The sequence below is a fragment of the Ruegeria sp. ABV4_181 genome, from assembly GCF_056158465.1.
The window spans coordinates 2,759,922-2,772,998 of record NZ_JBSWTI010000002.1 but is presented as its reverse complement, the minus strand read 5'-3'; the positions used below and the strand labels follow the sequence as shown (position 1 = coordinate 2,772,998).

11 protein-coding genes are annotated in these 13,077 nt (G+C 61.5%); 3 read left to right on the top strand and 8 right to left on the bottom strand.

Annotated features, from left to right (window positions below; translation table 11 throughout):
* Positions 1-165: 165 nt before the first annotated feature.
* A complete protein-coding gene (locus tag ACXAC3_RS13730) occupies positions 166-738 on the bottom strand; it encodes a lipid-binding SYLF domain-containing protein (RefSeq protein ID WP_475161118.1) in 573 nt (190 codons plus the stop codon).
* A 140-nt stretch (positions 739-878) separates the two neighbouring features.
* Entirely contained in the window at positions 879-1,877 is a 999-nt protein-coding gene (gene hemB, locus ACXAC3_RS13725; protein ID WP_475161116.1) for a porphobilinogen synthase, read from the bottom strand.
* Positions 1,878-1,997: 120 nt separating this feature from the next.
* Here hemB and ACXAC3_RS13720 point away from each other — a divergent pair, with 120 nt between their 5' ends.
* Together ACXAC3_RS13720 and mfd are read left to right on the top strand one after the other, a co-directional pair.
* The gene (locus ACXAC3_RS13720) at positions 1,998-2,522 is read left to right on the top strand and encodes a component of SufBCD complex (protein ID WP_475161113.1); all 525 of its coding nucleotides are present in this window, start codon (positions 1,998-2,000) and stop codon (positions 2,520-2,522) included.
* A 21-nt stretch (positions 2,523-2,543) separates the two neighbouring features.
* Entirely contained in the window at positions 2,544-5,999 is a 3,456-nt protein-coding gene (mfd, locus tag ACXAC3_RS13715) for a transcription-repair coupling factor (RefSeq protein ID WP_475161110.1), read from the top strand.
* Here mfd and ACXAC3_RS13710 read toward each other — a convergent pair.
* From ACXAC3_RS13710 to ACXAC3_RS13690, 5 genes are all read right to left on the bottom strand, one after another.
* Positions 5,996-6,667 (bottom strand): SH3 domain-containing protein, encoded by a 672-nt coding sequence (locus tag ACXAC3_RS13710; RefSeq protein ID WP_475161107.1) that lies wholly within the window; start codon positions 6,665-6,667, stop codon positions 5,996-5,998. The two genes, mfd and ACXAC3_RS13710, sit on opposite strands and share 4 nt — an antisense overlap.
* A complete protein-coding gene (locus tag ACXAC3_RS13705; protein ID WP_475161102.1) occupies positions 6,664-8,328 on the bottom strand; it encodes a tetratricopeptide repeat protein in 1,665 nt (554 codons plus the stop codon). Before ACXAC3_RS13705 ends, ACXAC3_RS13710 begins: the two co-directional genes overlap by 4 nt.
* 57 nt (positions 8,329-8,385) lie before the next feature.
* Entirely contained in the window at positions 8,386-9,594 is a 1,209-nt protein-coding gene (locus ACXAC3_RS13700) for a multidrug effflux MFS transporter (RefSeq protein ID WP_475161099.1), read from the bottom strand.
* Positions 9,595-9,669: 75 nt separating this feature from the next.
* Positions 9,670-10,329, bottom strand: a complete 660-nt coding sequence (locus tag ACXAC3_RS13695) for a DsbA family oxidoreductase (protein WP_475161095.1) — start codon at positions 10,327-10,329, stop codon at positions 9,670-9,672.
* On the bottom strand, positions 10,326-11,843 hold the full coding sequence (locus tag ACXAC3_RS13690) for a class I adenylate-forming enzyme family protein (RefSeq protein WP_475161090.1): 1,518 nt from the start codon (positions 11,841-11,843) through the stop codon (positions 10,326-10,328). Before ACXAC3_RS13690 ends, ACXAC3_RS13695 begins: the two co-directional genes overlap by 4 nt.
* Before the next feature lie 65 nt (positions 11,844-11,908).
* Here ACXAC3_RS13690 and ACXAC3_RS13685 point away from each other — a divergent pair, with 65 nt between their 5' ends.
* Positions 11,909-12,532, top strand: coding sequence for a helix-turn-helix domain-containing protein (locus ACXAC3_RS13685; RefSeq protein WP_475161085.1), 624 nt, complete (start codon positions 11,909-11,911; stop codon positions 12,530-12,532).
* On the opposite strand, the gene ACXAC3_RS13680 is transcribed toward ACXAC3_RS13685, so the two are convergent.
* Positions 12,521-12,757, bottom strand: a complete 237-nt coding sequence (locus tag ACXAC3_RS13680) for a hypothetical protein (RefSeq protein ID WP_475161083.1) — start codon at positions 12,755-12,757, stop codon at positions 12,521-12,523. The two genes, ACXAC3_RS13685 and ACXAC3_RS13680, sit on opposite strands and share 12 nt — an antisense overlap.
* Between the last annotated feature and the right edge of the window lie 320 nt (positions 12,758-13,077).

The following is a 13,077-nucleotide window of genomic DNA, read 5'->3' as shown; positions in this document are numbered from 1 at the left end:
CCACAATCCTGATCTAATTCCGGTTGCGCCAAGACTAGTGGATGGCCGTGCCGACCGAAAGAGGAACAGCCCCGGAATATTCATGTTTACAGCGCCATAAACGAAAAACCCCGCCACAGTCGGAACTTGTGGCGGGGCCGTGCGCGAGGGTGTGGTAATCCGGTGCTAAGGAATGATCCGTGTGTATTTGGTGCCCTCGACCGTCGCGCCGAATTTCAGGCCGGCCTGGCCAAAGACGGCCGCCAGAACCGGCGAACGCAGGGTTGTCGTGTCGGTCGACAGCGACTCGCCCGTTGCATCGACGACGTAGCCGATATCGGCCCCGGCGGTCCAACCGTTGGACCGGCGGAAATCGTTGAGCGCGTCCTGCGTCATGAAAAACAGGACATGCGCATATTGCTGGGCACCGATCTGCAGCCCGGCGCTGCCGGATACCGCTGAGTAGTAATCGACCGTCGCGCCCTGTATGCGCAGCGCGCCCTGACCATAGGCGCCACCGAAGATAAACCCGGCCTCGGTGATCAGCGGCATTACCAGCATGCCATTGGCCTTGTTGGCGATCTCGACCGTGTTGGGGTACGAGCTGTACATCTCGGTCAGTGTGGCGTCGACGCGGGCGTCGATCATGGCCGCATTGGAATTGCCGACGCCGTTGCCGCAGGCTGCGGTGACGGTCAGACCAGCCATGCCAAACGCAAAGCCACGCCGGCTCAGTCGGGGGGAATTGGAACTGCTCATGTTTTTTCTCTGTATAACTGCCTGAAGTGCCGGGTGATCCCGATCTTATGTGCAAGAATACGCCGATTGCGCCCCTGTGTCACGGGAAAGCTGCGGACGCGCTGATCACAATCGGCGAAAAATTGCGACAATATCGGGTTTTAGCCCTGCAGGATCCGGGCGACCTGTGGGGCGAAATAGGTCAGGATGCCATCACATCCCGCGCGTTTGAATGCCAGCAGGCTTTCCAGCATCACCTTTTCTCCGTCGATCCAGCCGTTCTGCGCCGCGGCCTGCACCATCGCGTATTCGCCCGACACCTGATAGGCATAGGTCGGCGCGCCAAAGGTGTCCTTCACGCGACGGCAGATATCCAGATAGGGCATGCCGGGTTTGATCATCACCATATCGGCACCTTCGGTCAGGTCGCGTTCGATCAGGCGCAGCGCCTCGTTCGAATTGGCCGGGTCCATCTGATAGGTCTTCTTGTCACCGGTCAGCGCGCCGGACGCGCCAACCGCGTCGCGGAACGGACCGTAAAAGGCGCTGGCGTATTTCGCGGCATAGCTGAGGATCATCACGTTCCGGTGCCCCGCCGATTCCAATGCCTGACGCATCGCGCCGATCCGGCCGTCCATCATGTCCGAGGGGCCGATGATGTCGGCCCCGGCCTCGGCCTGTGCCAGTGTCATCTTGACCAGAGCTTCGACGGTCTGGTCGTTCACAATTTCGCCATCGACGACATAGCCGTCATGGCCATTGATGTTGTAAGGGTCCAGCGCGACATCGGTCATGACCGCAATGTCCGGCGCGGCCGCCTTTACCGCGCGAATGGCGCGGTTGGACAGGTTGTCGGGGTTCCAGGCCTCGGCGCAATCCTCGGTTTTCAGACTGGCATCGGTGTAGGGAAAGATGCAGATCGCCGGGATGCCAAGGGCCTGAGCTTCAACGGCTGCCCTGGCGATCAGGTCAACCGACCGGCGCATGACGCCGGGCATCGACGGCACCGGCTCTTCCACGCCTTCACCGTCCCGCACAAAGACCGGCCAGATCAGATCATCCGTCGTCAGCGTGTTTTCCCGAACAAGGCCCCGAACGGCCTGCGACTGACGCGCCCTGCGGAAGCGAGCCATGGGATAGGGGGCAATGGTCGGTTTCATGTCGCGCTCTCCTTGAATATTCGCGCATTGGGTGGCATGAATTCCCGGTGTTCTCAAGGGTAACGATGGACGCGGCTGCGCAAAGAAGGCCCCTCAGGACAGTGAATAAAGGGCTGACGCTTGGACTTATACTCTTCGATTTTCGAAATCATCGACATGCGCAGCTTTTCGAATCTGTGGTATTGGATCGTGCTGGCGGTTCTGTGGTCGTCGGCCAGCCACTGGGCGATGGGCGTGCCATATGATCTGGTAGTGCGCGCACGGCGCGTCGGCGGGCAGGCCGAACAGGACCTGATGGATATCGTGCGCATCAACGGAAACCGCCTGCTGTACATCGCCAATGTCGCCGGGCTGGCCATTCTGGGGCTGAGTTGTTTCTTCTTCACCGGTCTGGCAACCCTTGGGTTCTATTACGGGGTCGAGTTTGCGCAGGCGGTGTTTCTGTTGTTGTTTCCGGTGTGTCTGGTGATGCTGATCAACCTGTCCGCCGCGCGAAAACTGCGGCACTGCGACGGGACGCTGGACATCGTGAGCAAAATTCTGACGCGCTGTCGGATTTATACGCAAATCATAGGTATGATTTCGATTTTGATCACGTCGCTTTGGGGCATGTACCAGAACTTTTCCATTGGTGCTCTGGGTTAGAAAATTCGGAAAGGCAAAGTTATGACGGCTCCGAACCACGTAACTGTCGGCGGCGCCCCCGAGGGGTTTGACGCACAGCTGGTCCTGAACGAGGTCGCCTGGTCCGGCGGGCCGGTCTGTCATGTCGCGCGGGATGACAAGCGGATGGAGGCAATGCGCGCCGCGCTGGCCTTCTTTGCGCCGGACATGCCGGTGTTCGTTTTCCCCGGCTGGGATTGTCTGCCTTATGATCGGGTTTCGCCCAATGCGGACATTGCAGCGGCACGGGTGGCCACGCTGGCGGCGCTGGTGCACCAGATGCCGGATCGCTTTGTGTTGCTGACCACTTTGAACGCCGCGACCCAGCGGGTTCCGGCGCGCGAGGTGTTGAAAGAGGCCGCATTTACCGCCCGCGTAAACCATCGCGTCGATGAAACCGCGCTGCGGAATTTTCTGGTGCGCATGGGCTTTACCCAAAGCCCGACCGTGATGGAGCCGGGTGATTACGCGATTCGCGGCGGGATCATAGATATCTTCCCCCCGGGCGAGTCCGGACCGGTGCGTCTGGACCTGTTCGGCGATGTGCTGGACGGTGCCCGGCGGTTTGATCCGGTATCGCAACGCACGACCGAAAAGCTTGATCTGGTAGAACTCGCCCCTGTGTCCGAGGTCATTCTGGACGAAGCGGCCATCACACGGTTCCGGCAAAACTACCGCATAGAATTCGGTGCCGCCGGTACCGACGATCCGCTCTACGAAGCCGTCAGCGCAGGGCTCAAGCATCAGGGTATCGAACACTGGCTGCCGTTCTTCCATGACAGGCTAGAGACGCTGTTTGACTATCTTCCCGGGGCCGCGATTTCGCTGGATGATCAGGTCACACCCGCGCGGCTGGGCCGATGGGACAGCATCGAGGATCAGTACGAAACGCGACGGCTGGCGCTGGAAAACCGCTCGCGCATGGATACGGTCTACAAGCCCACGCCGCCCGGGTTGCTGTATCTCGACGATGCCGCATGGGACCAGGCAGTGGGTGATCGGCGAGTGCTGCAATTCAGCCCCTTACCGCAGGCCAGCGGCCCCGGCGTCATAGATGCGGGCGGGCGGATCGGACGCAATTTTGCCCCTGAGCGTCAGCAGGAGAGCATCAGTCTGTTCGGCGCGCTCGCCAGCCATATCACCGACAAGATGGCTAAGGGGCCGGTCCTGATCGCGTCTTACTCCGAAGGCGCGCGGGAACGTCTGACCGGGCTGATCGAAGATGAGGGGCTGGCCGAAGCCATCCCCGTCAGGGACGGCACGCGCATCGGTAAACGCGGGTTGCATCTGGCGGTCTGGGCGCTGGAGCACGGGTTTGAAACGCCCGGCCTGACAGTGATTGCCGAGCAGGACGTTCTGGGCGACCGCCTGATCCGCCAGCCCAAGAAACGCCGCAAGGCCGAGAACTTCCTGACCGAGACCCAATCGCTCAGCCCCGGTGATCTGGTGGTCCATGTGGATCACGGGATCGGCCGCTATCAGGGGATGGAGGTCGTGACCGCCGCAGGCGCGGCGCATGAGTGCCTGCTGCTGGAATATGCCGAACAGGCCAAGTTGTATCTGCCGGTCGAGAATATCGAACTGCTGTCCAAATACGGCCACGACGAAGGGCTGCTGGATCGTCTGGGCGGCGGCGCGTGGCAGGCCAAAAAGGCCAAGCTGAAAGAGCGCATCCGCGAGATGGCGGACAAGCTGATCCGCATCGCCGCTGAACGCGCCCTGCGCAAAGCGCCGGTCATGGACCCGCCGCCCCACGCGTGGGAAGAGTTCAGCGCCCGTTTTCCCTATCAGGAAACCGACGATCAGTTGCGCGCAATCTCGGAAGTGATGGGCGACATGCATTCCGGCGCGCCGATGGATCGTCTGATCTGCGGTGACGTAGGGTTTGGCAAGACCGAGGTCGCCATGCGCGCGGCCTTCGTCGCCGCCATGTCCGGGGTGCAGGTTGCCGTCGTCGCGCCAACCACATTGCTGGCTCGGCAGCACGCGGCGTCTTTCCGGGACAGGTTCCGGGGGTTCCCTCTGGAGGTTCGGCAATTGTCGCGGTTTGTCTCGGGCAAAGAGGCACAACAGACCCGGGATGGTTTGGCGCGCGGCACGGTGGATATCGTGATCGGGACCCATGCGCTGCTGGCCAAGGGCATCCGGTTCAACAATCTGGGCCTGCTGATCATCGACGAGGAACAGCATTTCGGCGTGGCGCATAAGGAACGCCTGAAACAGCTGCGCTCGGACGTTCATGTCCTGACCCTGACCGCAACACCGATCCCGCGAACCCTGCAACTGAGCCTGACAGGCGTTCGGGATCTGTCGATCATCGGTACGCCGCCCATCGACCGGCTGGCGATCCGCACCTATGTCAGTGAGTTCGATGCGGTTACGATCCGCGAGGCGCTGTTGCGTGAACACTATCGCGGCGGGCAGAGTTTCTATGTCGTCCCCCGTATCTCAGACCTGCCAGACATCGAAGAATTCCTGAAAGATCAACTGCCGGAACTGACTTATGTCGTGGCGCATGGCCAGATGGCGGCGGGAGAGCTCGACGACCGGATGAACGCGTTCTACGACGGCAAGTATGATGTATTGCTGGCCACGACGATTGTGGAAAGCGGGTTGGATATCCCGACGGCGAACACGATGGTCGTGCACCGGGCGGACATGTTCGGCCTCGCACAACTCTACCAGATCCGGGGTCGGGTGGGGCGGTCGAAAACGCGCGCCTATGCCTATCTGACCACGAAACCACGCCAGAAACTGACGGCGACAGCCGAGAAACGTCTACGGGTATTGGGCTCGCTCGATACGCTCGGGGCCGGGTTCACTCTGGCGTCGCAGGATCTGGACATTCGTGGCGCGGGCAATCTGCTGGGCGAAGAACAATCCGGCCAGATGCGCGACGTGGGCTATGAACTCTACCAGTCGATGCTGGAAGAGGCGATTGCCAAGATCAAGGCGGGCGAGATGGAGGGGCTGTCGGATGCCGACGATCAGTGGGCGCCGCAGATCAATCTGGGCGTGCCGGTGCTGATCCCCGAGGAATACGTGCCCGACCTTGACGTGCGCCTTGGCCTCTATCGACGCCTCTCGTCGCTTTCGACCAAGGTCGAGCTGGAAGGGTTCGCAGCCGAGCTGATCGACCGTTTTGGCGCGCTGCCAAAAGAGGTGAACACGCTGATGCTGGTCGTTCGCATCAAAGCCATGTGCAAACGGGCCGGGATCGCAAAACTGGATGGTGGCCCGAAGGGCGCGACGATCCAGTTCCACAATGACAAGTTTGCCTCACCTCAGGGGCTGGTTGAATTCATCCAGAACCAGCGCGGGCTGGCCAAGGTCAAGGACAACAAAATCGTCGTGCGGCGCGACTGGAAAAAGGACAGCGACAAGATCAAGGGCGCGTTTGCCATCGCCCGCGATCTGGCCGAAAAAGTCGTGGCCGAAAAGAAAAAGGCGAAAACCTAATCGCCGCTGACAAAAGTACAAAGCTGCCACGCGCCCGCGTCTGATTTCACCAGCGCGGCGCGGTGGCCGACCATGGACCACAGAAAATCGCTGTGCATGAAGCCCCGGGTGCCGTCCGTCAGAATGACACCCTGATAGTCGGTGGCTTCCTGATAGTCGGGTATGATGACGACTTCGTGGCTGATCAGGGCCAGAATCGGCGCACCGCGATCCGCGGATCGGCGCAGGGTCACATCCTTGCCGGTCACAAAAAAGGCCGTGAAAGGGTCCAGCGAGGCGGGCAGGGCGATCCGCCACTGATGCGGCATCCAGAACTCGCCCTCGTCGTCAAAATACCCGGGCTGCGAGAGCGTGTGTTCAAGCGCCGCCCAGAAGTCCTGATAGCCGTGCGTGTTTTGCCGATCCTGTTCGGTTAGGGTTTCGGGGTTTGCAGTCAGGTATTCGCGCAACTCCGCTGGGCCACCGTTGCCGCCATGGCTCAGGTAGATGTCAAGGCACGCAGATGCAACGACCGCTTCGACGTCCCGCGCCGCCACGTTGGCAAGCAACTCAGCGCGAAAGGCCACTAGCGACGGGTCGCGCCCAGCCTCGTCGACGGGCGGAAAGGTCTGGCGGTCCGCCAGAGCGGGCGCTGCCAGAACAGCCGCCGCGAACAGAAGGTATTTCATTCAGCGGCCCTCATCGCGGCCTGCGCGCAGAAACAGGATGCGCCGACTGCCCGGTCGGCCCGGGCCAGCGCCAGATCCAGCCTTTGTTCGACCTGCCGGATTTCAACTGTGTCGCCGCGCGATTTCAGACAGTCATAGAGCCCCTTCAGGCTCCACACATTGTCGGGGTGGATCGAGGCCCGGCTGAGCGTGCCGCCCAGGCCCAGATCCTCGCGATAGACCGCCTCGGCCTCGGCCACATGCCCCTGCTCGAACAGCAGCGCCCCCAGCGCGTGACGGGTGGGCTGCATCCAGCCCCAGGGTTCGTCATACGGCAATGTGTCATCCAGTTCGACCGAGCGGCGCAGGTGACCGAAGGCCAGTTCAAAATTGCCCTTGCGGTATTCGATCTCACCACGCAGCATTTCCCGGGCGATTTCCAGAAGGTCGATGACACGGTTGTTGTGCAGCAGCCGGGTTTCGGGCACGCAGGCCATGGCGGACAGGAATAGCTGTTCTTCCGCTTCGGCCTCGGCCACCAGACCGGTGGCCGCAAGCGCAACCGCACGGGCGTAATGCGTTGTTGCGGTCAGGGTACGGTAAAGGTCGGGGTCATCTGGCACCTGCAGCGCCTTCGCCTCTTCCCACCGGCCAAAGCGGATCAGGATGTGGGGACCCATGGACATGTAGCTTTCGAAATAGTCGGCCATCGGCGGGCTTTCGACCCGCAGCATATCCTCGGGTGTGGTGTCCCACAGGCCCTGATTGGCGCGCAGGGCCGGTTCCATCTGGCCCAGAAACAACGCACCATAGATGACAAAGTGATAATCGTGCTGGCGATAGCCCGTATAGATGTTGAAGGCGCCTTCGCGCTCGTAATATTTCAGGTCGGCTTCGATGGCCTTTTCGTTCCAGTAAACGACGTTGTGATAGTGGCCACAGAGCACATCGATATGGGTGGGCATATGCACCAGGTGGCCGGCATCGGGCACCAGAGTGCGCAAAACGTCCCCGGCTTTCAGCGCCTTTTCCGGGGTCGGCGACATCTCCATCAGGTGAACGTATAGGTGGAGCAGACCGGGATGTGTCATCGCGGCCGGATCATTGGCCATCGCGTCTTCCAGCGTCTCTTGGGCCTCTTGCGTTGCGGCACCTTCGGCGGGTTGGCCGGTTCTCAGGTCCCACATCTGCCAGGGTGTCAGGTTCATCAGCAACTCGACATAGATGGTGCGCAGGTCCAGATGATCGGGCTGTACCGCAAAAGCGGCCCGCATGGCGTCGGCGAAGTCATAGTCCCAGCCGTGCATGTCCGGGATCGGGTCACGCTGCGGATAGCGGGCGGGCAGGGCACGGATCAGGGCCTGCTCGGCAGGGGTGCAGCCGTCGGCCAGTGCCAGCGCTTGTTGGGTGGCATCAAATGCCTGCGCCAGCGATGTCTGCTTTCCGCGTTCATCGCGCAGGTTCCAGGGCAGGTTGTAGTTCGGGCCGCTGGCATAGGCGACGCCCCAGTGGGCCATCGCGCAGCCAGGGTCGAATTCCAGCGCGCGCTGAAAACAGACGACCGCTTCGTCGTGGTTGTAACCATAGGTCCAGACCAGTCCCCGATCGAACCACAGCTGAGCGTCGGTCGAAGATGTGGTGACTGGACAGGAATAGGTGCCCAGATCGTAATAGTCGCTCATAGAAAACCTCCCCTCGGCTCGCGGAGAGATTAGCGTGATTCACCCGGTCTGCACAGATCAGGCAGGCAGTCTGTTCTCGATCCGGCCCATATGCAGCATCAGACCGAAGCCGAGGGTGCACATGGTCAGAATACCGGCCGCGAGCGGAGTGATTGAGCCGTCGAACAGCAGGCCAATTGGCGCGGCAATCGCGGCGGCCAAAACGGTCGACACCGCACCGATCACCGAAGCCGCCATGCCGGCGATGTGGCCCATCGGCTCCATCGCGATGGCGTTCAGATTGCCCATGGTCATGCCCGCCATGAAAAAGACGGTGGTCTGCCAGCTGACGAACACGGCAAAGGACAGGGCCGGCGACAGGTCCAGTGCGTTCAGGGCAAGGACCGAGGACGTAAAGACCATCTGCGCGCCCAGTGCCCAGGTGACGATCCGGCGCATACCCAGCCTGACCACCAGGGCCGCGTTCAACAGACTGGCCGATCCGGCCATAAGGGCCACGAACCCGAACCAGAACGGGAAGCTGTCGGCGCTGTCGTAAATGACATCATAAACCGGCTGCACCATGGTCAGCATGGTGAAAAGCATCCCCAAGCACAGCGTTTGCACCATGATCGAAACCCGGACCGTTGGGTGTGCAAACATCTGGCGCGCGGCATCCAGCATCAGCGGCAGGCGCAGCGGGCGGCGGTTTTCGGGCGCAAGCGGCTCGGGCAGGCGCAGCCCCATCCAGACAATCGTGATCAGCGAAAACAGCATGAAGGACACAAAGATGCCCCGCCAACCGGTCAGGGCGATGACCCCGGCACCCATCATGGGCGCGATGGCGGGCACCAGCGTAAAGATCATCATGGCGATAGACACGATACGTGCCATTTCCCGACCTGAATACAGGTCGCGGATGATCGCCATGGCAACCACGCGGGGGGCCGCGCTGCCGACGCCCTGAAAGATGCGCGCAACCAGCAGCGTCTCAAGCGAGGAACTGGCCCAGGCCACAGCGGCGGCAAGAATGTAAAGTGCCGAACCGGCATAGATCACCGGCTTGCGCCCGAAAGCGTCGGACAAAGGTCCGGTGAAGAACGTGCCGATGCCCATTCCCAGCACGAAGGAGGTCAGAATCAATTGCGCCTTGTTGACGTCACCGGGGCTCAGCTGCGCGCCGATCTCAGGCAGGGCCGGCAGCATCGAGTCGATGGAAAACGCAATTGTCGCAAACATCATTGCGATAAGCGCGACGAATTCACCCCGAGACATGCGATTGGCCATAGTGCCCTCCTGACCTGATCGCGCTATCACGGCAGGTCAGTCGGCGCTAGGGATCAAAATGCACAGATGGCTGTGCTAATTTGCAGGGGAAGCGTCAAGTTGAGACATGATCTCGCCGATCACCTTTTCCCACATTTCAGGGGGTTGCGCGCCAGGCACCGCGTGCTGGTTCGCAACAATGAAGGTCGGGACCGAGTTCACGCCCATCTCACGCGAATGGGCGTCGCGGTTTCGGATATCGTCGCGGTCAGCGTCGGATTTCAGCAGCTTCATCACAACCGCCGCATCCATGCCCTGGCTGTCGGCAATGTCGGCCAGAACCTCGTGATCTCCGATATCGCGGGCCTGTACGAAATAGGCATCGAACAGGGCGTCGACGACAGCGCTCTGCTTGCCCTCGATACCGGCCCAGTGGATCAGGCGATGCGCGTCCAGCGTGTTCGGGGTGCGCTTCATGCCTTCGAAATCTATGCTCAGCCCTGCCTTTTCCGCGTGTTCCACCACCGGCGCATAGGCGCGAACCGCACCTTCCTTGCCGCCGAACTTGCGTTCAAGGTATTCCCGCCGGTCCATCCCTGCGTCCGGCATATCCGGGTTCAGCTGAAACGGATGCCATTCGATGACGAGCGGGTGATCCGGAATGGCGGCCAGCGCCTTGTCCAGATGGGTCTTGCCGATATAGCACCAGGGGCAAATCGGATCGGACATGATGTCAAGTTTGACGGTCTGGGTCATTCGTTGGTCGCCTTGAAATAGGCCGGCAGCGCCCGGCGCAGGAGTTTGCCGTTGCCGCCGGTCGGCAGTTCGGACAGGTGGATGAAGGCGCGCGGTTGTTTGTACCGCGCCAGATTTGCTTCGACATAGGTGCGCAGGGCGGCCTCGTCCAGTTTTTCCGGCCCCGTATAGAAAGCGGCGATGGCAAAGGTGTCCCGTTTGACCTCGACCGCGGCCGCGCCCACCTGCGCGATGCCGGGAAAGCGGGACAGGGCGGCTTCGACCTCGACCGGCGACACGCGGTAGCCGCCCGCATTCATCATGTCGTCGTCGCGGCCCAGATAGGTGATCTGCCCGTCGACGGCCATGGCACCCTGATCTCCGGTCAAAAACCAGTCACCCTGCATGCGTGCCGCCGCCTCGTCGGGGGCGTTCAGATAGGTCAGCATCAGCCCGGGATCCCTACGGTGAATGGCGATGGTACCTTCCTGGCCCTGCGGCACCGGTCCGTCGGGCCCGAGTATGGCCACCCGGCGACCCGGCTGCGGTTGCCCCAACGCCTCGCCCCTTGCCGGATGTGCGGGGCTGGACGAGATAAATGTCGAACACTCGGACATTCCATAAGCCTCGTACAGCTCGGTCCCGGTGGAGCGGACCCATTGCTCGTGCAAATGCCGCGACAGTTTTTCACCGGCGCATAACCCATGTCTCAGGTCGGGCAGACGGGCGGAGCCTGGTGTCCGAAGCATCCTGCGGTATACACCGGGGGCCGCGGCAAAGATCGTGGCGCGATGTTGGCGCAGCAGTTCGGTCAGGTCGTTCGGGTCGGTGCCGGGGGCCGGGATAAGGGCCGTTGCGCCGATGGACCATGGGTCCATCAGCCCGGTGCCCAGCGTATAGGTCCAGTTGAATGCCCCGGCATGGCACAGCCGGTCGGTCTGACGCAGCCCGTACCAGCCTTCCACCATCATCTGACGGGCCCAGATCGCGCGGTGGGCATGGGCCACGGCGCGCGGGTTACCGGAGGTGCCGGACGTATAGACCACGTAGGCCAGCGTCTCGGGGTCGCCCATCCGAAATTGCGCCGGCGGCAGGTCCCGCATCCGCTTCAGATCCGTCAGGTCGATCTGAAACGGGTGGTCGGCACAATCTACGGCCGGGTCCCGGAATATGACCGCCGGGTTCAGGTCCTGAATGATCCGCGCGGTTTCCGGGATTGTCAGTTGCGAAGACGTGGGAACGGGCACGATGCCGACCGCAATCGCCGCAAGATAGGCAATTGGAAAGTCGACCGTGTTTCCCAACCGCATCAGGGCGATGTCCCCCGGTTCAAGCCCGGCCTGTAACAACCCGGTGGCCGTTCCCAGAACGGCAGATCGCAGGGCGCTGTAGGTCCAGTCCTCGGTACCGTTGGGCCGCAGAACCGACAGAGCGATCTTGTCAGGGTTCTGGTCGACGCGACGCAATACATGCGCGGCCAGATTGAACGGCGATGGACAGGCCGGAGGCGGGCCCTGATCGAATACAGAAAGCATGATGTCTGGCTAACCTTGTGCCTGCCGCGTTGCAAGCGGGACGGGCTGGGCCTATAGATTGGCGCATGAGCACCCAAGAACAGACATCACTGATCCGCATCGCCCGGGATTCCGGTGACCACACCGAACCCGAGCCGTTGGATCTGGGCGCGCGTGTGCGGGAATTGCGCAAGGCACGGAACTGGACGCTGGAACAGGCGGCCACACAGGCGGGTCTGGCGCGGTCGACGCTCAGCAAGATCGAGAATGGCCAGATGTCCCCGACCTATGACGCGCTGAAAAAGTTGGCGACAGGGCTGGAGATTTCGGTGCCGCAACTGTTCACGCCGCCGCAACGCGATCAGGTCATCGGGCGTATGGCTGTGACGCGCATGGGCGCCGGCACCGCCCACGCCACGGCCACCTACGAACATGAACTGCTGGCGGAGACGCTGACGAAAAAGCAGATGCTGCCCTATCGCGCCCGCGTGCGCGCCCGCTCTATGGACGAGTTCGATGGCTGGGTGCGCCACGATGGCGAAGAGTTTCTGTATGTGCTGACCGGGGTCGTGCGACTGTTTACCGAGTTCTATGAACCTGTCGAAATGCGCCGCGGAGACAGCGCCTATTACGATGGCAGCATGGGGCACAACGTGATTTCTGTCAGCGACGAGGACGCGACCATCCTATGGGTTACATCACTTACTTAAGGACCGGCTGAACTCTCGGTTCAACCCTTCGGTGAACAGAAAGTCCTCAAGTTCCTCATGCGCCTCGTTCACGGTCAGGTGGTGGCGTTCGGCCAGGTAAGCTTCGAACCGCTTCCGGTCCTTGCCAAGCCGCACCTTGTCCTGATCGCGAAGATTTGGAAAACGCCGCTTTGCGCGCGAATACATGGCATCCCAGTCTTGCGTCAGATCGGTCCAGTTCAACATCTGCTAGGTTTCCGTAATTCGGGTTTCACCGCTGCCCGGCCCTCATTACAGGGTACGGAGGGCACGGTTGTGCGCGCGCATGACAAAATGTCGCACCGGTGTCGCGCTGACGTAAGGTCAAAATAGCCCGCTGCGGGCGAACCGCAACGGGCCGACGGACCTGAGTTTGGAGTGAGTGGAGGCCGGTCCGTAAATCCTTGGTTTGTGGCGCCCGATCAAAAGCTATCTAATGAAATTCGCTGTATTTATCCGGTCAGGCAGTAGGTTGAATTGCCCGCAGGCTATACCGCGCGGACAGTTTACGTAAAGCCCCTTGTGGC

What these genes read in the sequence shown, in the direction of transcription:
- ACXAC3_RS13680 (WP_475161083.1), bottom strand. Translation starts at nt 12,757, where the DNA reads ATGTTGAACTGGACCGATCTGACGCAAGACTGGGATGCCATGTATTCG.
- ACXAC3_RS13690 (WP_475161090.1), bottom strand. Translation starts at nt 11,843, where the DNA reads ATGCTTTCTGTATTCGATCAGGGCCCGCCTCCGGCCTGTCCATCGCCG.
- ACXAC3_RS13695 (WP_475161095.1), bottom strand. Translation starts at nt 10,329, where the DNA reads ATGACCCAGACCGTCAAACTTGACATCATGTCCGATCCGATTTGCCCC.
- ACXAC3_RS13685 (WP_475161085.1), top strand. Translation starts at nt 11,909, where the DNA reads ATGAGCACCCAAGAACAGACATCACTGATCCGCATCGCCCGGGATTCC.
- ACXAC3_RS13700 (WP_475161099.1), bottom strand. Translation starts at nt 9,594, where the DNA reads ATGGCCAATCGCATGTCTCGGGGTGAATTCGTCGCGCTTATCGCAATG.
- ACXAC3_RS13705 (WP_475161102.1), bottom strand. Translation starts at nt 8,328, where the DNA reads ATGAGCGACTATTACGATCTGGGCACCTATTCCTGTCCAGTCACCACA.
- hemB (WP_475161116.1), bottom strand. Translation starts at nt 1,877, where the DNA reads ATGAAACCGACCATTGCCCCCTATCCCATGGCTCGCTTCCGCAGGGCG.
- ACXAC3_RS13710 (WP_475161107.1), bottom strand. Translation starts at nt 6,667, where the DNA reads ATGAAATACCTTCTGTTCGCGGCGGCTGTTCTGGCAGCGCCCGCTCTG.
- ACXAC3_RS13730 (WP_475161118.1), bottom strand. Translation starts at nt 738, where the DNA reads ATGAGCAGTTCCAATTCCCCCCGACTGAGCCGGCGTGGCTTTGCGTTT.
- mfd (WP_475161110.1), top strand. Translation starts at nt 2,544, where the DNA reads ATGACGGCTCCGAACCACGTAACTGTCGGCGGCGCCCCCGAGGGGTTT.